The 18281-nt window shown below is 67.8% G+C and carries 15 protein-coding genes, 1 tRNA gene and 1 other RNA gene; 7 read left to right on the forward strand and 10 right to left on the reverse strand.

Features of this window, described 5'->3' with window-relative positions:
• Positions 1–228: 228 nt before the first annotated feature.
• Positions 229–3456 carry a S8 family peptidase gene (locus tag AB4Y72_RS09005; RefSeq protein WP_441425824.1) on the forward strand — a complete coding sequence of 1076 codons (3228 nt, stop codon included), beginning with the start codon at positions 229–231 and terminating at the stop codon, positions 3454–3456.
• 164 nt (positions 3457–3620) lie between these two features.
• Here AB4Y72_RS09005 and AB4Y72_RS09010 read toward each other — a convergent pair whose 3' ends face one another.
• Genes AB4Y72_RS09010 through AB4Y72_RS09025 form a run of 4 tightly spaced genes read right to left on the reverse strand, consistent with a single transcriptional unit; the run spans position 3621 to position 5999 of the window.
• Positions 3621–4004 (reverse strand): serine protease inhibitor, encoded by a 384-nt coding sequence (locus tag AB4Y72_RS09010; RefSeq protein ID WP_441425825.1) that lies wholly within the window; start codon positions 4002–4004, stop codon positions 3621–3623.
• Positions 4001–5020, reverse strand: coding sequence for a 3-methyladenine DNA glycosylase (locus AB4Y72_RS09015; protein WP_441425826.1), 1020 nt, complete (start codon positions 5018–5020; stop codon positions 4001–4003). The genes AB4Y72_RS09010 and AB4Y72_RS09015 overlap by 4 nt, the downstream gene beginning before the upstream one ends.
• Entirely contained in the window at positions 4977–5537 is a 561-nt protein-coding gene (locus tag AB4Y72_RS09020; protein WP_441425827.1) for an SSI family serine proteinase inhibitor, read from the reverse strand. The genes AB4Y72_RS09015 and AB4Y72_RS09020 overlap by 44 nt, the downstream gene beginning before the upstream one ends.
• 27 nt (positions 5538–5564) lie before the next feature.
• Positions 5565–5999, reverse strand: coding sequence for a MarR family winged helix-turn-helix transcriptional regulator (locus AB4Y72_RS09025; RefSeq protein WP_441426000.1), 435 nt, complete (start codon positions 5997–5999; stop codon positions 5565–5567).
• A 181-nt stretch (positions 6000–6180) separates the two neighbouring features.
• On the opposite strand from AB4Y72_RS09025, the gene AB4Y72_RS09030 reads away from it, so the two are divergent.
• Together AB4Y72_RS09030 and AB4Y72_RS09035 are read left to right on the forward strand one after the other, a co-directional pair.
• Positions 6181–6405, forward strand: coding sequence for a hypothetical protein (locus AB4Y72_RS09030; protein ID WP_441425828.1), 225 nt, complete (start codon positions 6181–6183; stop codon positions 6403–6405).
• A gap of 142 nt (positions 6406–6547) precedes the next feature.
• Positions 6548–6742 (forward strand): hypothetical protein, encoded by a 195-nt coding sequence (locus AB4Y72_RS09035; protein WP_441425829.1) that lies wholly within the window; start codon positions 6548–6550, stop codon positions 6740–6742.
• 159 nt (positions 6743–6901) lie between these two features.
• Here the strand turns inward: AB4Y72_RS09035 and AB4Y72_RS09040 are convergent, their stop codons facing one another.
• From AB4Y72_RS09040 to ffs, 5 genes are all read right to left on the reverse strand, one after another.
• Positions 6902–8260, reverse strand: a complete 1359-nt coding sequence (locus AB4Y72_RS09040; protein WP_441425830.1) for an aspartate kinase — start codon at positions 8258–8260, stop codon at positions 6902–6904.
• A 315-nt stretch (positions 8261–8575) separates the two neighbouring features.
• Complete coding sequence (locus AB4Y72_RS09045) at positions 8576–9154, reverse strand: GNAT family N-acetyltransferase (protein WP_441425831.1); 579 nt, start codon at positions 9152–9154, stop codon at positions 8576–8578.
• Positions 9155–9159: 5 nt separating this feature from the next.
• Positions 9160–9759, reverse strand: a complete 600-nt coding sequence (gene recR, locus AB4Y72_RS09050; protein WP_090579574.1) for a recombination mediator RecR — start codon at positions 9757–9759, stop codon at positions 9160–9162.
• Between the two features lie 51 nt (positions 9760–9810).
• A complete protein-coding gene (locus AB4Y72_RS09055) occupies positions 9811–12966 on the reverse strand; it encodes a DNA polymerase III subunit gamma and tau (protein WP_441425832.1) in 3156 nt (1051 codons plus the stop codon).
• A 27-nt stretch (positions 12967–12993) separates the two neighbouring features.
• Positions 12994–13090: signal recognition particle sRNA small type (ffs, locus tag AB4Y72_RS09060), an RNA gene on the reverse strand.
• A 271-nt stretch (positions 13091–13361) separates the two neighbouring features.
• Here ffs and AB4Y72_RS09065 point away from each other — a divergent pair.
• Positions 13362–13446, forward strand: a tRNA-Ser gene (locus AB4Y72_RS09065).
• A 52-nt stretch (positions 13447–13498) separates the two neighbouring features.
• Here the strand turns inward: AB4Y72_RS09065 and AB4Y72_RS09070 are convergent.
• Positions 13499–14410, reverse strand: a complete 912-nt coding sequence (locus AB4Y72_RS09070; RefSeq protein ID WP_441425833.1) for an oxygenase MpaB family protein — start codon at positions 14408–14410, stop codon at positions 13499–13501.
• Between the two features lie 311 nt (positions 14411–14721).
• Between AB4Y72_RS09070 and AB4Y72_RS09075 the strand changes: the two genes are divergently transcribed.
• From AB4Y72_RS09075 to fdhA, 3 genes are all read left to right on the forward strand, one after another.
• Positions 14722–16107 (forward strand): M23 family metallopeptidase, encoded by a 1386-nt coding sequence (locus AB4Y72_RS09075; RefSeq protein WP_441425834.1) that lies wholly within the window; start codon positions 14722–14724, stop codon positions 16105–16107.
• A 136-nt stretch (positions 16108–16243) separates the two neighbouring features.
• Positions 16244–16729, forward strand: coding sequence for a glutathione peroxidase (locus AB4Y72_RS09080; RefSeq protein ID WP_441425835.1), 486 nt, complete (start codon positions 16244–16246; stop codon positions 16727–16729).
• A 224-nt stretch (positions 16730–16953) separates the two neighbouring features.
• On the forward strand, positions 16954–18165 hold the full coding sequence (fdhA, locus tag AB4Y72_RS09085; protein ID WP_441425836.1) for a formaldehyde dehydrogenase, glutathione-independent: 1212 nt from the start codon (positions 16954–16956) through the stop codon (positions 18163–18165).
• Positions 18166–18281 lie beyond the last annotated feature (116 nt).

Below are 18281 nucleotides of genomic sequence, written 5' to 3' on the forward strand. Positions count from 1 at the left end.
AGCTTCGGCATCGGCCCAGCTCAGAAGCGTGGTCGACACATCGTGTCGCGATGCGTGACAAATTTTAAATAGCCCCAAGTGGTCTATGTCATATCTGGCTCTCAGTCTGTACTGTATGAATCGGCTGGTATCCGTCGGGTCAGCCGGGCGATCGCCCGGCGCTGCCCCGCCAGTCCGTAGGGCCCGGCTTTGAAGCCGAGCCGTTCCTTTACGAAAGGTTCATCACTCGTGACATCACCAGGAAAGAGCTTCCTTCGAAGCGGGGGACTCCGGAGGGCCGCGGCACTGACCCTGGGCCTGCCGGTTCTTCTGTCCAGCATCGCGATCGCACCCGCCAACGCTGCCCCCGCCCAGGGCGCAGCCGTCGCCGGCTTCGCGCAGAAGAACATTGATCCAAACACCTACAAGGACGGCCGCTACATTGTGGTCTTGGCTGAAAAGCCGTCCGCAACCTACGACGGCGGGACCGCCGGGCTGCCGGCCACCAAGCCGGCCGCCGGCAAGAAGCTGGACGCGAACCGGCCCGAGGTCAAGCAGTACGGGGCGCACCTGGAGCAGAAGCAGGCCCAGGTGGCCCGCCAGCAGGGCGTCAAGATCCAGCGCCAGTTCACGGCAGCCCTCAACGGCTTCAGCGCCAAGCTGACGGCGGACCAGGCCATCAAGCTGGCCAAGGACCCCGCGGTCCTGGTGGTCGCGCCGGATACGCAGAACGCACCCGACTACTCCAGCACCGACTTCCTGAAGCTCAGCGGGCCCAACGGCACCTGGAACACCAAGTTCGGTGGCCAGGACGCGGCCGGCAAGGGCGTCGTGGTCGGTGTCATCGACACGGGCTACACGCCCTCCAGCGCTTTCTTCGCCGGGGACGAGGTTAAGCCGCTCACCGGAGATCCTGTTGTGGGCGTGCCCTACCGCACCGCAGACGGCAAGATCAAGATGCTCAAGGCCGACGGGGACTCATTCCAAGGCGAGTGCCAGACCGGCACCGACTTCGACGGCACTGCCTGCAACTCAAAGGTTTTGAGCGCCCGGTACTTCGGCGACGTCTTCGCCGGCAACGTCCCGAAGTCGAACTGGGCTCCCGGCGAGCGGCTCTCTCCAGTCGACGCTGCCAGCCACGGAACCCACACTGCCAGCACGGCTGCCGGCAATGCCAACGTGGAAGCCGTCGTTGACGGCCGGAGCTTCGGACTGACCAGCGGCATGGCCCCGGCAGCCAAGCTCGCCATCTACAAGGTCTGCTGGGAAGACAACGACCCCAACACCGGCGGCTGCTACTCCTCGTCCGCCGTTGAGGCCATCAACCAGGCCGTCCAGGACGGCGTGGATGTCCTCAACTACTCCATCTCCGGCGCCACGGACACCACCACGGACCCGGTGTCCATGGCGTTCCTGTCCGCAGCCTCTGCCGGCGTCTTCGTCGCCGTTTCCGCCGGCAACTCCGGCCCGACTGCCAGCACCGTCAACCACGGCGCCCCCTGGCTGACCACGGTCGCCGCCAGCAGTTTCTCGCAGGAACTGCAGGGCACGGTCGAGTTCTCCGACGGCAGCAAGTACCGCGGCGCCAGCATCATGAACAGCCAGGTCTCCAACGCCGGCGTCGTTCTGGCGGCCAACGTGGGAGCCCCGGGAAGCACCAGTCCCGCCCTGTGCGGCGACGGGTCGCTGGACCCGGCCAAAATCGCCGGCAAGGTGGTGGTCTGTGACCGCGGTGTGGTTGACCGCGTCGCAAAGAGCGCCGAGGTCAAGCGCGGCGGCGGCGTCGGCATGATCCTGGTCAACCTGAGCAACTCCTCGCTGGATACGGACAAGCACTCGGTCCCCACCGTCCACGTGAACCCGCCGGCCACCGAGGCCATCAAGGCCAAGGTCGCCGCCAACCCCGACATCAAGGTGTCCCTGATCAACAAGGACACCACCGGCCTGCCCCTTGAGGCGCAGCCGCAGATCGCCGGGTTCTCCTCCCGAGGCCCGCTGCTGGCCGAAAACTCGGATCTCCTGAAGCCCGACGTCGCGGCGCCCGGTGTGGCCGTGCTGGCCGGCGTTTCGCCGATCGGCACCGGAGGAGACAGCTTCGGTTTCCTCTCCGGCACCTCCATGGCGTCCCCGCACGTGGCCGGCTTCGGCGCGCTGATACTTGGCAAGAACCCCAAGTGGTCCCCGGCGACGGTCAAGTCCGCGATGATGACCACCACCAGCGACATCAAGAACGCCGACGGGTCGAAAAACACCGATGTCTTCGCCACCGGCGCCGGCCAGGTTGACCCGGCCCGTGTGCTGGATCCGGGCCTGGTCTACGACGCCACCACGGACGACTACCTGGCCTTCATCCAGGGCACGGGGATCGACCTCGGGATCCCGGGCATCGGCACCACCAAACCGCGCGACATGAACCTGCCGTCCTTCGCCCTGGGCAACCTGGCCGGCAAGATCGAGGTCACCCGCACGGTGACCGCCCTGACCCCGGGACTTTACCGGGCCAAAGTGGATGTCCCCGGCATTAATGTCAAGGTCACCCCGGCCGTTCTGAACTTCAGCGCCGCGGGCGAAAAGCGCACGTTCAAGGTCTCCTTCGAGAACCAGGGCGCACCGCTGGGCAAGTTCGCGATGGGGTCATTGACGTGGCAGGGCGCCAACAAGTCCGTGGCGTCGCCGATTGCGGTCCGCCCGCAGTCGGTAGTGGCATCGCACGATGTCGCCTTCACCTCCCAGGGCGGCACGAGCTCCGGCGCCATCAAGGTGGTCTCGGGTACCAACTCGCCGGTTCAGATGACGCTCGACGGCCTCTCCAAGGCCGATTCCACCGCGGTTGAGCTCGTCCCGGGTCCGTTCACGGGAGCCACGGATGCCTCGAACCTCGTCAGGACCGTCCAGGTCCCGGCCGGCGCGCCGCTGGCAAAGTTCTCGGTCATTTCCTCGGACCCGGGCGCTGACTTCGACATGTACGTCATGACTCCGACGGGACCGCTGACGGTCGCGACGTCCTCGGCCAGTGAATCGGTATCCATCCCCAACCCGGCCCCGGGCAACTACACGATTTACGCGAATCTGTACGCCAGCCCGAACAACCAGGCCACGAAGGCCTCGGTGGACTCCGCCGTGCTGGGCGCGAACGTGGGTAACGCATCGCTGAACCCGAACCCGCTGCGTCTGTCCAACGGCAAGGCCGGCAGCGTCAGCCTGAACTGGAAGGGACTGGCCGAAGGATCCTACATCGGCCGGGTCACCTTCGCCGGGGCCAGCGAGCCGACCTTCGTCTCCGTCCTGGTGACCCCGGCAGGGGCCGTCATGGTCCCGCCGACCTCTGAGGACCAGAACTCCAACGATGGTCCGGGTGACAACGCCGATGGCGACAAGGGACACAGTGACAAGAAGGACAAGGGCACGAAGGTGAAGAAAGAGAAGGGCAAGATCCAGAACAGCGATCAGTCCTTCTCCCGGGACAACGCCATCTAGGCAACGCAACCTGGGCGGCACCCTGCACCAAAAAGAACGGCGACGGCCGGCGGTTCACCCCGCCGGCCGTCGCCGTTTAAGCGCCCAGGGGCTCGAGCAGGAGCAGCGCAGGGAAGCGACGGAGCCGGGCCGCTTTAGGCGCCCGGCCCGGGCCGCCTGACGGGTTAGATGGCGCCGCTGCCGCCCGCGTTGCCGCCGAGCAGCGGCGCCATCGCGCGCCAGCGGGCGATCTCGCACCCGTCGGTCCGGCTGAAGCGGCTATTGACCTCGCGGCCCAGGTACCAGCCGGTCACGACGGCGGTCTGCGGGCCGCCGTACTGCTGCGTGCACAGCCGCGGCGGCCCCGGTTCCGGGAAGAAGATGGCCTCGCCGTGGCGCCGGACGGACTCAAGGGCGGCGGCCGGATCGGGGAGGGTGGACGCGGCGGAGGGGGCGCCGTCGCCGGCCACCAGCCGGAAGGTGTACTCCGGAGCGCCGGGAGCCTCGGTCAGGCGAATGGTCAGATCGACGCCGTTGCGGGCGTCATCAGGGCTGGCTGGCTCTGTCATGATGGGTCCTTCGGGCTCGTGTCCTGCGTCTGGGGCCGGCCTGCGGTCGCGGAATCGGATATGGCCGCGGCGTTGAGCAGCGGAGCCAGTTCCTGCAGCAGCCGCGCCCGGAGCTGCTGCGACTCGGCCGCGAACGCCCGCTGATAGTCCACATACTCGGCCTTGCCCTCCGGCGTCTCGATCCGGATGGCGGGGTATCCCCAGTCGGCGAGGTCGTACGGGGAGGCCCGCATGTCCATGGCCCTGATCCGCCACGACAGTTCGAAGCAGTCCATGACCAGCTCGCCGGGCAGCAGCGGGGAAAGTTTGTAGGCCCACTTGTACAGGTCCATGTTGGCGTGCAGGCAGCCGGGCTGCTCCATGGTCCGCTGGTTCTCCCGGCTGGGGACCAGGCTGTTCAACGGAATGGCGTCCGGGGTGTAGAAACGGAAGGCATCGAAATGCGAACACCGGATCCGGTTCTCCTCCACCACCTCATCGGTGCGCCCGGACCCCAGCCGCAACTGCAGGTACTCGTGCCTGAGGTCGAACTTGTCCTGCCGGTAGACCATGGCCCACTCGTGCAGCCCAAAGCAGCCGAACTGCGCGGGCCGCGCGGCGGTCCCGGCAAGAATGATCCCGGCGAACTGCAGCGCTTCCCGGCGGTCCCGGAGGAAGGCGTCGACGTCGACCGTCACCGCCGGCGTGTCTGCCGGGAGCCCGGCCGCGGCGAGTTCGGCGCCGTCGGCCGGGCGGTAGAACTTCCAGCCGGCACGCGCCGCGGCCTCCGGGCCGGAAAGCAGGACGCCGGCGCCCGGGTGCCAGCGGAGCAGCTGCCCGGGCTTCTGGGTGTAGTACGTGAAGAGGAAATCCTCCACCGGGTGCTTCCGGCCGGCGGAACGCCGCTTGAGATACGGGTCCGCATAGCGGCGGACGCGGTGCTGATGGGCGGCCTCGCGCGGCAGCCACTCTTCCTGCTGAAGGTGCAAGGGCTTAGCTCGCCCCGCCGGATGAACCCAGGACGGCCTTGGCGGCATTCCAGGCGGCAATCTGGCAGCCGTCTTTCAGGCTGAAGCTCGACTGCACCTGCCGGCCGTCCACGACGCCGGTGACCGTGGCCACCTGCGGGCCGCCGTACTGCTGGGTGCAGGCTTGGGTTTTGTCGGGAGGGGCGGGGGTGAGGATGGCCGGGTTCTTCTTGATGGCCAGGCATGCTGCCGCGGGGTCGGGGTGCTGGCTTCCGGCGGCAGGAATCCCGTTGTGGCAGACGAGCGTGAAGCTGGTCGGCGAGGCGGTTTCGGACGGCTTGACCACGATGTCGAGCTTGGCGTTGCCTTGCCCCGGTCCGGATGGCAGCGGTGTTGCGGACGGCGAAGGGGAACCGGACGGGGCTGTGGGGGACTGGGTAGGCGAGGGGCCTGTCGGGGTGCCGGTTGCCGTGCTGGCGGAGGGGGAAGGGGCGGGTCCGCCGTTCGGTGTGCAGGCGGCAAGTCCGGCCACGGCCAACAGAACGGCCGCCAGAACAAGTCCCGGGCGGCCCGATTGCGTGCGCATCAGCAGTCCTCCTCTGTTTCGCCCAGTCTACCGCCCGCGGGCGTCCTCCGAGCCGGGCCTTGTGGCCGCAATCAGGTCCATCATGGACGCGTGCAACTGGCCGACCTGGTCACGGGTCAGGCCCAGCCGGGCCATCATGATGCTGGGGACTGCGGTGGCTTGCTCCCGAAGGGCGGCTCCGCGCGGCGTCAGCCGGACATCCAGGGTGCGTTCGTTGCCCGCCATGCGCTGGCGGGTGATGAACCCGGCGGTTTCGAGGCGGCGCAGCAGCGGGGAGATGGTTGCCGGCTCCTGGGCCAGGGCGTCGCTGATGTCGCGGACAGACCTCGGGCTGGCTTCCCAGAGGCACAACATGACGAGGTACTGCGGGTGGGTCAGCCCGAGCTTGTCCAGGACAGGCTTGTAGGCGCCCACGACGCTCCGGGAAGCCACGGTCAGGGCGAAACAGAGCTGTTGTTCCAGGAGGAGGTCGTCCTGCCCCGCCCGGGATTTTCCGCTCTTTTGGAAGTCCCGCGCTGCGTGGGTGTCCTCCGTTGCCTGGCTTCCTGCGGTTCCTTCGGTCACACCGGCTCCTTCTGATGATTAGTGCACTAATGATTAGCGTACACTGGGATCATTGTCTTGTTCCCAGGAGAGGATGGCCATGTCCGAAAGAAACGCCGCCGAGAGGTTCATGCGGGCAACCGGGAAGCTCCGGGCCGTCTTCGGCCCGGCCAACCGCAGTGCTCTCGGCCACGAGATGACCGAGCAGAACAGGCGGCTGCTGGCGATGCGAGAGGCCGAGACCAAGCAGTGGGAGACCGTGCGCCGGCCCGACGGCAGCACCTATGTGGTGCCCCGCAACCCCGACGACAAATCCCTGCGGTAGGCACGTTTCGCCGAAACCCGGCCGGGCCATTTCCCGCCGTCGGGCGTAAAATTAGGGCACTGACACACCGCTGTGCAGCATCCTGAACCACCCACGACGAGGAAAGGGGGTGGGAATAGTGACACGTTCGGTCAAAGGTTTCATGGACAAGACTGACAAGCTGAAGGTCCTGTTCGGACCCGCGAACCGGGGCGACACCGCGGCGCCTGTAGTCCACCAGCATGACGACTTCGAGCACGCCTCGGAAGACGACCTGGCAGGCTTCGAGGTCGAGACGGACTCTCACGGACACCACTACGCTGTCCGGAAGACGGATCTCTGGAAAGAAGAGGTCTGACATACCCCCGCGCGATCCCTGCCGGAAATGCGGCGGCAGGCATACGGAAAAGGGAAGGGAGCGGCAGGTGCCGCTCCCTTCCCCTTTCCATGCAAGCGTCCTGCTGCGGACCCCGCCCGGCGGCCAAAAGGCTGGTCTGCGCCGGCTGCTTCGCCGCGCCTAGCGCCCGGTGCCGCCGTAAACCGTGGCCTCGTCCTCGCTGTCGAGGTCAAACGCCCGGTGGATGGCGCGGACGGCGTCGTCGAGCAGATCCGCGTGGGTGACCACGGAAATGCGGATCTCTGAGGTGGAGATCATGTTGATGTTGATTCCCGCCTCGGAGAGGGCCGCGAAGAAGCGTGCGGACACGCCGGGGTGCGACCGCATGCCGGCGCCGATCAGCGAAAGCTTGCCGATCTTCTCGTTGTATTCGATGCTCTCGAAGCCGATCCGTTCCTGCGCGGCGTGCAGGGCGGCCAGGGCCTCGGCGCCCTCGACGATCGGAAGGGTGAAGGAGATGTCCGTCCGGCCCGTGCCGTGCGTGGAGACGTTCTGGACGATCATGTCGATGTTCGAGTGGGCGTCCGCTATGACCTGGAAGATCGCCGCAGCCTTTCCGGGAATGTCCGGTACGCCAACAACCGTGACCTTGGCTTCGGAACGATCATGTGCAACACCGGAGATGATTGGCTGCTCCAAGGCAACTCCCTCTTGAGTCGTGATCTTGTCGTCGGCCCCGGGGAGGACCCACGTGCCTTCGTTCTGGCTGAATGAGGATCGGACGTGCAACGGTACCCCGAAGCGGCGGGCATATTCCACGCAGCGCAGATGCAGAATTTTAGCGCCGGATGCTGCCAGTTCCAGCATTTCCTCGCTGGAAATCCGGTCGATTTTTTTGGCCGACGGGACGACGCGCGGGTCGGCCGTGTAAACGCCGTCGACGTCCGTGAAAATCTCGCACACATCGGCGTCGAGCGCCGCGGCGAGGGCCACCGCCGTCGTGTCCGATCCGCCGCGGCCGAGCGTCGTGATCTCGTTCGTGGTGTGGCTCATGCCCTGGAATCCGGCCACAATCGCGATGTGCCCCTTGTCCAGGGCGGTGCGGATGCGGTGGGGATCGACGTCGATGATCCGGGCCTTGCCGTGGATGCCGTCGGTGATCATGCCGGCCTGGGAGCCGGTGAACGACTGGGCCGACGCGCCGAATTTATTGATGGCCATGGCGAGCAGTGCCATGGAGATGCGTTCCCCGGCGGAGAGGAGCATGTCCATCTCGCGGGCCGGGGCGGAATCGGTCACCTGGCTGGCGAGGTCGAGGAGCTCATCAGTGGTGTCACCCATGGCGGAGACCACCACCACGACTTCGTCGCCGGCGTTGTGGGCGTCCACGACCCGGCGGGCGACGCGCTTGATGCCCTCAGCGTCGGCCACCGAGGAACCGCCGAACTTCTTCACAACAAGGTGTTTGGTGGTGGCGGCCGAGACCGGCAGCGTCTGCGGCTGCGATCCGGGCTGGACTTCGGTAGTGGGCAAACTCATTCGCGCACCCTCACTGGATCATCGGGGTTCTGGGCCAGGCAACCAAACGGCGCGACGGCGTAACTTCTCACCCCAGTTTATCGCCGTGTACCCTGCGCCGTTGAATTGTGACCGCATGGCAGACATGCCGGGCCCTTTCCGCCGGTCCTGTTCCACCGGACATGCCCCGCGCTGGTGCCCAGGGGTGGACATGCTCTCCCGGGTCCGGGGGACATGCTCATTCTTCGCGGCCAGGGGTGGGCATAGGGGCGTTGTGCCCAATGGCGGGCGCGGGCGCGGGACATGTCCAGTGGTGGGAGCCGCACGCGTCTGGGGCTAGCCGCGGTCCAGCCGGTAGCGCCAGGAAGCCAGCTGCTTGCCCGCGGTGTCCTCGGCAACGGGGAAGAAACGGTCCTTCCGGAAACCCAGGCCCTCCAGCAGTCTGCGCGAGGGGAGATTGGGCTCGTAGACCCCCGCGAAAATGGTCTCGCTGCCGCGGACGGTGAAAAGCCACTCGACCAGGGCGCCGGCGGCCTCCCGGCCCAGGCCCAGCCCATGGTGGTCCGGGTGCAGCACGTAGCCGAGGCTCGCTGATTCGGCGGGAATCCGGCCGGGCGCCGGGGGCTCCGCCGTGTTCCAGGTCCGGCCGTCCCCAATGACTTCACCGGTGGCCCGGAGTTCGATCGCCCAGCCGAAGTGAAACCACTCGGCGGTGGAGGCCGCCGCCGCGGACAACGCCTGCTCGAGCCGCGCGCGGTTCTGCGCCGGGGTGAGCGGACCGTGCGACAAGTACCGCGTGGCTGCGGGGTCAGCACGGAACCGGAGCAAGGCGCCGGCGTCGTCCGCCCTCAACGGACGCAACAGCAGCCGCTCGGTGAGGAGCGGGGCCCTAACGTCGCTTCCGTCAGCTGCCACAAGTCTCAGCTCAGCGCGTTGCGGCGGCCCTCGAAGGCCCTGCCGAGCGTGACTTCGTCGGCGTACTCGAGGTCCCCGCCCACGGGCAGGCCCGAGGCGAGCCGGGTAACCGCGATGCCGATCGACTTGAGCATTCGGGCAAGATACGTCGCCGTGGCCTCGCCCTCGAGGTTGGGGTCGGTGGCGATGATGATTTCCTGAATGGCGCCGTCGTTGAGCCGGGTGAGCAGCTCGCGGATCCGGAGCTGTTCCGGGCCGATGCCGGCGATCGGATTGATCGCGCCGCCCAGCACGTGGTACCTGCCGCGGAACGACCGGGTGCGCTCCACCGCCAAGACGTCCTTGGATTCTTCGACGACGCAGATCACCGAGGGATCCCGGCGCGGGTCACGGCAGATGTTGCACAGTTCCTGCTCCGTCACGTTCCCGCACACCGTGCAGAACTTGACCCGTTCCTTCACCGTGGTGATGGCGTCAACGAGCCGCTTCATGTCCTGCGGATCCGCCTCGAGGATGTGAAAGGCCAGCCGCTGGGCAGATTTGGGCCCTACCCCGGGAAGGCGGCCGAGCTCGTCGATCAGCTCTTGAACTGCACCTTCGTACACAATGTCCTCGTTCGTTTGGAGTGGGGTCGGGGCCAGCCGGCGGGGGGTCTGTTAGAAGCGCGGCGGCAGCGGGCTTCCGTCCAGGGAGCGCTCCTCCACCAGTTTCCCGCCCAGAATCCGCTCGACGGCGGCCCTGCCGAAGACGCCAGATTCCTCGATTGTTTCGTCGTCGGCGCTGGGGATGTCCTGCACGTACACGGTCGGGGCCGCCGCGCGGGCAGGGGCTTTCGCGCGCCCGGCCTCGGCCTCTGGACTGTTCGACAGCCGCTGGTACAGGCTTTGCCGGCCTGCCGGGGCGGCCGCCTCGGGCACGGCGGCCACCGCAACAGCCCCCGCGGCTGCAGCAACGGCAGCGGCGGCCACCCGCGGCGCAACAGAGTCCGCAACGGCCGGGGCCGGAGCCGCCTCCGCGCGGGCGGGGTGTCCCGAGGCCAGCCCGGACGCCGCGGACACGACACCCGCGTACTCCGGGATCTGTGCCGCCGCCGGTTCGTAGTGCACTGGCGCCGGCTCGGGCACCGGAGCAGGCTCCGCGTCCGGGGTCACGTACCCGCCGACGTTGGAATTTGTGCCGACCGTCCAGACGCCGGGTGACTGCTCGACGGCGCGGGCCCACGCGTCGGCCGACGCGTCCTGGCCCAGCGCGGCCGGGGAACCGGCGGCCTTGGATGCAGGCGGGGTCGGGGTCTTGCGGGCAGGAGCCGCTGCCGCTGCTGACGGCTCGGGGCGGCGCGGGGCGGCAGCGGGCGAAGGATCCCAATCCAGGGGTGGTTCTTCGTCCAGCGGCGGAGCGTCCTCGTCCCGGGGCGGTCCCCAGTCGTCGTCGGGGTCCGCGTAGGATCCGGAAGCCTCGGAAGGGCCGCCCGATTCGACGGCCGGCTCGGCCGCGCGTACCTGGGCTTGGGCCGTGGGGGCGGGCGCCTGGGGTTCCGCTGCCGGCGCGGCGACGGGAACCACTCCGGTGCCGGCGCGGGCCGGGGTGGATTGGGCCGCCGGCATGGCGGCGGCAGGAACGTGCGCCTGGGCCGGCGCCCCCGCCGGGATCGCTTCAGCGGTTTCGTTCGCCGGCGATGCGGGCGGCTGCGGAGCCGGGCTCAGGCCCCAGGCGACGTCGGCCGACGTTGCAGACGTTGCCGGGGCCTCCGGGCTAGCCGGCGCTTTTGGGTTTGGCTCAGAGCTCGCTGGGCTGTTGCCGCCGCCGGCCACGGCCCGGATCTGGCAATCGATGCCGATCGTCTTGTGGATCGCCTGCCGGAGGTTGTCGGCGTGGTCGGCCCGGCCAAAGGCCCCCGCCAGCCCCGTGGTGGTGAACGCGAGGGTCAGGACGTGGTCTTCGAAATGGCCGACCTGGGCATTGGGTTCCACCAGGGCCCAAGTGCTGCGCTTGATCTTGGTGAGTGTTTGCAGGATTTCGGGCCATGCGCGGCGCAAGACCTCGACGTCGGGGCCCGCTCCGGAGACTGCGGCGGATGCGGGGGCATCCGGGGCAGGTTCGGTTCGTGCAGGCGCGGACGGGGCCGTCGCTGCTGCGGCCGCCGGGGACGGCTCGACTGACGGGGCGGCAGCGGGCTGGGCCCGGGATGCCGGGGATGCCTGGGCCGTGGCCTGGGCGGGGGATGCTTCGGCAGGGGCAGACGGGGCCGGCCGGGAGGCGGGCTTGCCCGCTGGGGCGGTGTCCTCCACGGGCCAGTCGCTGGTGCTGACCCGCGGGGGCGTGAGCGGTTCCCGGGCAGGCTCGTCCCGGCGGGCGTGTGCTGGCGCCGCCGGCGCGGGGGTGACGGGTCCGGCTGCCGCGGCCGGCTGATGCCCGGTCTGCTGATGCCGGGCCCGGGCCTGTTCGGCTTGGGGCTGCGCGGCCGCAGGGCTGGCGGCCGGGGCGCCCGGTGCCGCGGGCGAAGGCGCCGCAGACGGCTGGCTAGCAGGCGGCTGGGGAGCAGGCGGCTGGGGAGCAGGTGACTGTTCGGCAGGCGCAGCCGGCGCGGGTGGGACGGTGCCCGCTGCGGGGGCGCTGGCGAGGGGGGACCCGACGTCGTTCCCGGCGTAGTTCAACCGCCGCTCGACGCGGTCGATCCGCGCCGCGATGCCGCGCTCGGTCTGCTCGGAGCTGGGCAGCAGAATGCGGGCGCACAGCAGTTCCAGGTGCAGGCGCGGCGAGGTGGCCCCGGTCATGTCCGTGAGCGCGGTGTTGGTGACGTCCGCGGCGCGGGAGAGCTCGGCCGCCCCGAGGTTGTGCGCCTGATTCTGCATGCGGGCAATCTGGTCTGCCGGCATGCCGCGAAGGATGGACTGGGCGCTCTCGGGCATGGCCTGGACGATAATGAGGTCGCGGAAGCGCTCCAGCAGGTCTTCGACGAAGCGGCGGGGATCGTGCCCGGTCTGGATGACCCGGTCCACGGCGCGGAATACCGTGGCGGCGTCCGACGCGGCGACTGCCTCGACGACGTCGTCCAGCAGAGAAGCGTGGGTGTAACCCAGGAGGGCGACCGCGAGTTCGTAGTCCAGGCCGTTTGGTCCGGCGCCGGCCATGAGCTGGTCCAGCACGGAAAGGGAATCGCGCACCGAACCCCCGCCCGCGCGGATGACGAGCGAGAGTACGCCGGGCGCCACGGGGACGTTCTCCTGGGTGCAGAGCAGCTCAAGATAAGCCATCAGGGGCTCCGGCGGCACCAGCCGGAAGGGGTAGTGGTGCGTGCGGGAGCGGATGGTGCCGATCACCTTGTCCGGCTCCGTGGTGGCGAAGATGAACTTGATGTGTTCCGGTGGTTCTTCGACGATCTTGAGCAGGGCGTTGAACCCGGCCGAGGTGACCATGTGGGCCTCGTCGATGATGAAGATCTTGTAGCGGTCCCTGACCGGGGCGTAGGTGGCCCGTTCGCGGAGGTCGCGGGCGTCATCCACACCACCGTGGCTGGCGGCGTCGATCTCGATGACATCCAGGGAGCCCGAGCCGCCGCGGGCGAGTTCGATGCAGCTGGGGCACTTGCCACAAGGGGTGTCCGTAGTCCCCTCGGCGCAGTTCAGACAGCGCGCCAGGATGCGGGCGGACGTGGTCTTGCCGCAGCCGCGGGGGCCGGAAAAGAGGTAGGCGTGGTTGACGCGGTTCTTGCGCAGGGCCGTCATGAGGGGCTCGGTGACGTGCTCCTGCCCGATAACGTCCGCGAACGAATCGGGGCGGTATCTCCGGTACAGGGCGGTAGTAACAGTCACAGATAAACCCTACCAATCGGCACAGACATAAAAGACCCCCCATGCACCCGCCAGAGCCCGTTTACCCTTGCTACCTTCCGGTCCTGGGGGAGTTCAACAGGATGACGCCACATGAGGGGCCGTCAGCAAGTTTACCTGACGATTGGGTGTGCCCCGAATTGGCCTGTTTGTGGCCTCCTTCCCACCAATGAACATGCTCATTTTTCGCGGCGAGGGCTGGGCGGAATGGGAGTATGTCCATCCGTCGCGTGCGTCGCGGGGCATGTTCGTCGGGCAGCCTCAGGCGTCGCGGGGCATGTCCGTCGGGGCAGCCTCAGGCCGCGCGGGGAGGGCCCAATTGGGCGAAGCCGGAAAGTTCAGGTAGTCTAGTATCTGCTTTTGATTCAGAAGCAACTGGAGAATTCGCCTAGCGGCCTATGGCGCACGCCTGGAACGCGTGTTGGGTTAACGCCCTCGGGGGTTCAAATCCCCCATTCTCCGCGGTTGGCCCCGGTCCCTTGGACCGGGGCCTTTTTGCGTCCGGAGACCGCGCTCAGGCGCTGTAGCCCAGCCGGCGCAAGCGGCTCCGGGCGGCCTGCTCGCTGGGCCCCACCCGGCCGAGGGCGAGATGCACGATCCCGAGCGTGACCCGCGTGGCCAGGGTGACAGGCAGCGGGATCGGGCCCAGCCGCGCGGTCCGAAGGCCCAGCAGTTCGCGGTACTTGGGTTCAAGGCTCGTCACGGCGGCCGCGAATAGCACCCGGTAGCCCGGTTTGAGCGCAGGGTGCAGGGGGGGATCGCGGATGAACGCCACCGTTTCGGCCACCCGTTCGTCACAGCGAAGCTCGCCGTCGTCGTACCAGCGGTCCAGTTGCGCCCGCATTTCGGCCTCGGTCAGCGGAGGCGCCTCCACACCCATGAGCCGGCCGGCCTGGGCCCACTCCCGGACATAGGCATCGGGTCCCCCCGGAATCGGCCGCCCCCACAGCTTATGGGCGGACAAGAAGGCATCGGTGAAGGCGATGTGGACCCAGCGGAGCAGCTCAGGATCGTTGGCCGCGTAGCTGCGCCCGATGCCGTGGCCGTCCACGAATTCTCCCCGAACCGTCCGGTGGAGCCGGAGCACCCAGTCCGAGGCAGCCCGTGCCGCATCGGTGGAGCCGTAGGAAACGGTGAAGATCCAGCGGATCGTGCCCGCGAGCCGGCCCAAGGGGTCTTCCCGGAAGCGGGAGTGATCGTGGACCCCGGCCAGCGCGCCGGGGTGAAGTGCCTGTATCAGCAGCGCCCGGATTCCGGCCACGATGGTGGGCATGTCCCCGTGCACGGCCCAGACCGCCGACCCTGGCAGGTGGTAACCGGCGTCGTCGCCTTCGGCAAGGTGCGGAACCCACTCAGGCACGGCCTCGCGCGTCCCGGTGAACGTTTGTTTGAGTTCTGCCTGCCATTCCCTGAGGACATTGCGCATGCTCCATTGTTACCCGCGCACGAGTTCCCTGACACTCGCAACCCGGCCGGAGACTACCCGGCCGCCACCTGCTGGCTACTGGGGTCTCCGGGCGATCTCCGATTGGTACCGCAAAAGGGGGCTGCGGACGGTTCACAGACCCGACCGTCTGTGGTCCCATAGGGAGGTAAGTCCGTGAAGATTGGGGTCTGGCGGACATATATTGCGGGAGTCACATCGTGGGAAAACACTGGGGAAACTCAACGAGTGAGCAAACAACCAGGGTACGGACCGCTGCCGTGCGGTGCCTATCCGGAGGGCTGTGCCTGTCCTTGGCCGTACTGACGTTCGTCGGCCTTCAGGGACTGAGTGCCACTGCGCCCCCGGCGGTACCTGCCGCGGTGCCTGCCGCGGTACAGGCCTCCGGCGCCGTGGGGCCGGAAACCCTGGACCCGTCTGCCGACTCCGACCCGGCCGCAGCGAAACGGGCACCAGCCGCCGTCACGGCCAACCCCCAGGCGCTTGTGGCCTTCAGCCGCTCCACGGTCCAAACGGTGACCCGGGAAGGGGTCGCGGGCGAACTCAATGTCGCCTCCGCGACCCTGAGGCGGCCCGCAGCGGGCTTCCTCATGGCCCCGCTTGAAACGTTGGTGCCCTCGTCCCCCTTCGGGGTGCGCACCAGCCCCCTCACAGGGCTCGCAGGCGAATTCCACTGGGGCCAGGACTTCGCCGCGGCCTGCGGCACCCGGGTGTACGCGGCCGACGCCGGTGTGGTGCGGGCCGTCGGGTGGCACCCGTGGGGCGGCGGCAACCGGGTGGAAATCGACCATGGCAACGGTCTCATCACCACGTACAACCACCTCCAGGGGATCGCGGTCAAGAAGGGCGACTCCGTGCGGGTGGGGGAGGTCATTGCCCTGGTCGGCACTACCGGCTCCTCAACCGGCTGCCACCTTCATTTCGAAACGATCCTCAACGGCTCCCACACCGATCCGATGGGATGGAAGTTCATCCCCATCAAGCAGGTGGACCAGCTCGGCCCGCTCGACCTGACCAGTTACGCGCCCGACGCCGGCAATCCAGCCAACGCAGGGCTTGGCTGGGCGATTCCCGTCCAGACAGACTTGACCCACGTCGTGGGCGGAGGGGTTCAGGAACAGCCTGCATCGGTGGCGGCCAAGCCATCCCAGAGTGCCTCAGCCGCAGCTACCAAAGCCGCTGCCGGCACGGTATCGGCAACCGCCAAGCCCAAACCCAAGCCCACGACGGCGACGCCGACTCCCAAGCCCACGACGGCGACGCCGACTCCCAAGCCGACGACGGCGAAACCAACGCCGCCAACTACTGCTTCGGCGACTCCGACTCCGACGCCGACTCCCAAACCGACGACGGCGACACCAACACCAACGCCGACGCCGAGCCAGACCGCGACCCCGACGACCCCTCCGGTGCCGGGTCAGCCTTCCATCACTCCGCCGACTTCCTCGGCGTCGGGATCTCCAAGCGCCACGGAGGCTGCCACCGCGTCGCCCACGTCCACGTCTGCGCCGGTCACGACGCCGGCCGTGCCGCCGCTCTCTCTGACGGCCCAGCCCATCGCACCGGTGCCGCCGGCGCCGCCCGTCACGCCAACCGTCACGTCAACCCCGACCACCAAGCCGTCCACCACGGCCACGACCAAAGCCTCAGCGACGCCCACCGCAACGCCGAGCCGCTGACAAGCGCCCCGAGAACCTTCCGGGGTGGGAGCCGCACCGGAACGCAAACCCATCCCCGCGCGCCTCGGCACCGAATTACACTGGTGACCAGTTCCGGATCACTGCTTCGGACCACCGACACCGCGAGGACGCGCCCATGACCGCTCTGTACTCCATTCCCTTGACTCTCATCGACGGCACCGAGACCGATTTTGGCCGCTTCAAGGGGGAGGTGGTGCTGGTGGTGAACGTGGCGTCCCAATGCGGGTTCACACCCCAGTACGCGGGGCTCGAGGCGCTGCACAATAAGTTCCGCGACCAGGGCTTCCAGGTTTTGGGCGTCCCCTGCAACCAGTTCGCTGGGCAGGAGCCCGGTGCCGACGCCGAGATCGCCGAATTCTGCCAGCGCAACTTCGGCGTGACGTTCCCGCTGACAGCCAAGGCCAACGTCCGGGGCAAGAACGCGCATCCGCTTTACACCGAGCTCACCAAGTTCAAGAACGGCATCCTCCCGGGCCTGGTGAAGTGGAATTTCGAGAAGTTCCTGGTGAACCGCGACGGCGAGATCATCGCCCGCTTTGCGCCGACCGTGGAACCGGACGCTCCGGAAATCATCGAAGCTGTGCAGTCCGCCCTGGCCTGAAACGGCCCGTTTGTCTGCAGGGCATTCGCCCCCTATCCCTAAGCATGCTTACCGCCTAGACTGGCCAGACCCTCCAGCATTCCGGGCATACCCGCGGCGCAGTCATCCCTGACAGCCGTCCGTCGGCAGTGCGGCCGAGGTATTCCTGCGGGGGGCGCATCAAAGAACTTCGTGAATCACAAGTGGACCCCAAATCTGGGGCCCGTGAAAGCAGGAGGAAATAGATGACAGGGAACAAAGCCGTTGCCTACAAGGGGCCGGGCAAGGTCGAACTGATCGACATTGACTACCCCACCTTCGAACTCAAGGACGGTCCGGGGGTCAATCCCGCCAATGTGGGCCGTTCGGTACGCCATGGTGTAATCCTCAAAACCGTTGCCACGAATATCTGCGGCTCGGATCAGCACATGGTCCGGGGGCGCACCACCGCTCCAAGTGATCTGGTGCTTGGCCACGAAATCACCGGCGAGGTGGTGGAAGTGGGGCCGGATGTGGAATTTATCAAAGTCGGGGACATCTGTTCCGTCCCGTTCAACATCGCCTGCGGACGCTGCCGGAACTGCAAGGAACGCAAGACGGGCATCTGCCTGAACGTCAATCCCGACCGCCCGGGCAGCGCCTACGGCTATGTGGACATGGGCGGCTGGGTGGGCGGCCAGGCCAACTACGTCCTGGTGCCGTACGCCGACTGGAACCTGCTGAAGTTCCCGGACAAGGACCAGGCCCTGGAGAAGATGATGGACCTGACCATGCTCTCGGACATCTTCCCGACCGGATTCCATGGCGCCGTCAGCGCGGGGGTCGGCGTGGGCTCCACCGTCTACGTCGCCGGCGCGGGACCGGTCGGCCTGGCCGCGGCGACCAGCGCCCAGCTCCTGGGGGCCGCCGTCGTGATCGTGGGAGACATGAACGCAGACCGCCTGGCGCAGGCGCGCAGCTTCGGCTGCGAGACCATCGACCTGAGCAAGGGCGGCCCGGCGGAGCAAATCGAGCAGCTCCTCGGGGTCCCGGAAGTCGACTGCGGCGTGGATGCGGTGGGATTCGAGGCCAAAGGCCACGGGGCCGGAGCCCACGAAGCCCCGGCAACCGTCCTGAACTCCCTCATGGAAGTGACGGCCGCCGGTGGCGCCTTGGGCATTCCGGGGCTCTACGTCACGGGTGATCCGGGCGGTGTGGACGAGGCCGCCAAGAAGGGCTCGCTCTCACTTAGCCTCGGAACGGGCTGGGCTAAGTCGCTCAGCTTCACCACGGGGCAGTGTCCGGTCATGAAATACAACCGGCAGCTGATGATGGCCATCCTTCACGACAAGGTGCATATCGCCAAGAACGTCAACGCGAAGGCCATTCCGCTGGAGGACGCGCCCAAGGGGTATGCCGAATTCGACGCCGGTGCGGCGACGAAGTTCGTGCTCAACCCGAACGGCTACCTGAGCTAGCGGACGACCCTAACCCGTCGGCACTGCCCATCCCCGTTGAACCGGGACCAGGCAGTGCCGCCGGGCGGCCCGTTCCCCTCATATGCCGACAGGAGCATGTGAGGGCCGACCACCTG

The sequence above is a fragment of the Arthrobacter sp. YAF34 genome (genome assembly GCF_052113245.1).
Classification (GTDB): Bacteria; Actinomycetota; Actinomycetes; order Actinomycetales; family Micrococcaceae; genus Arthrobacter.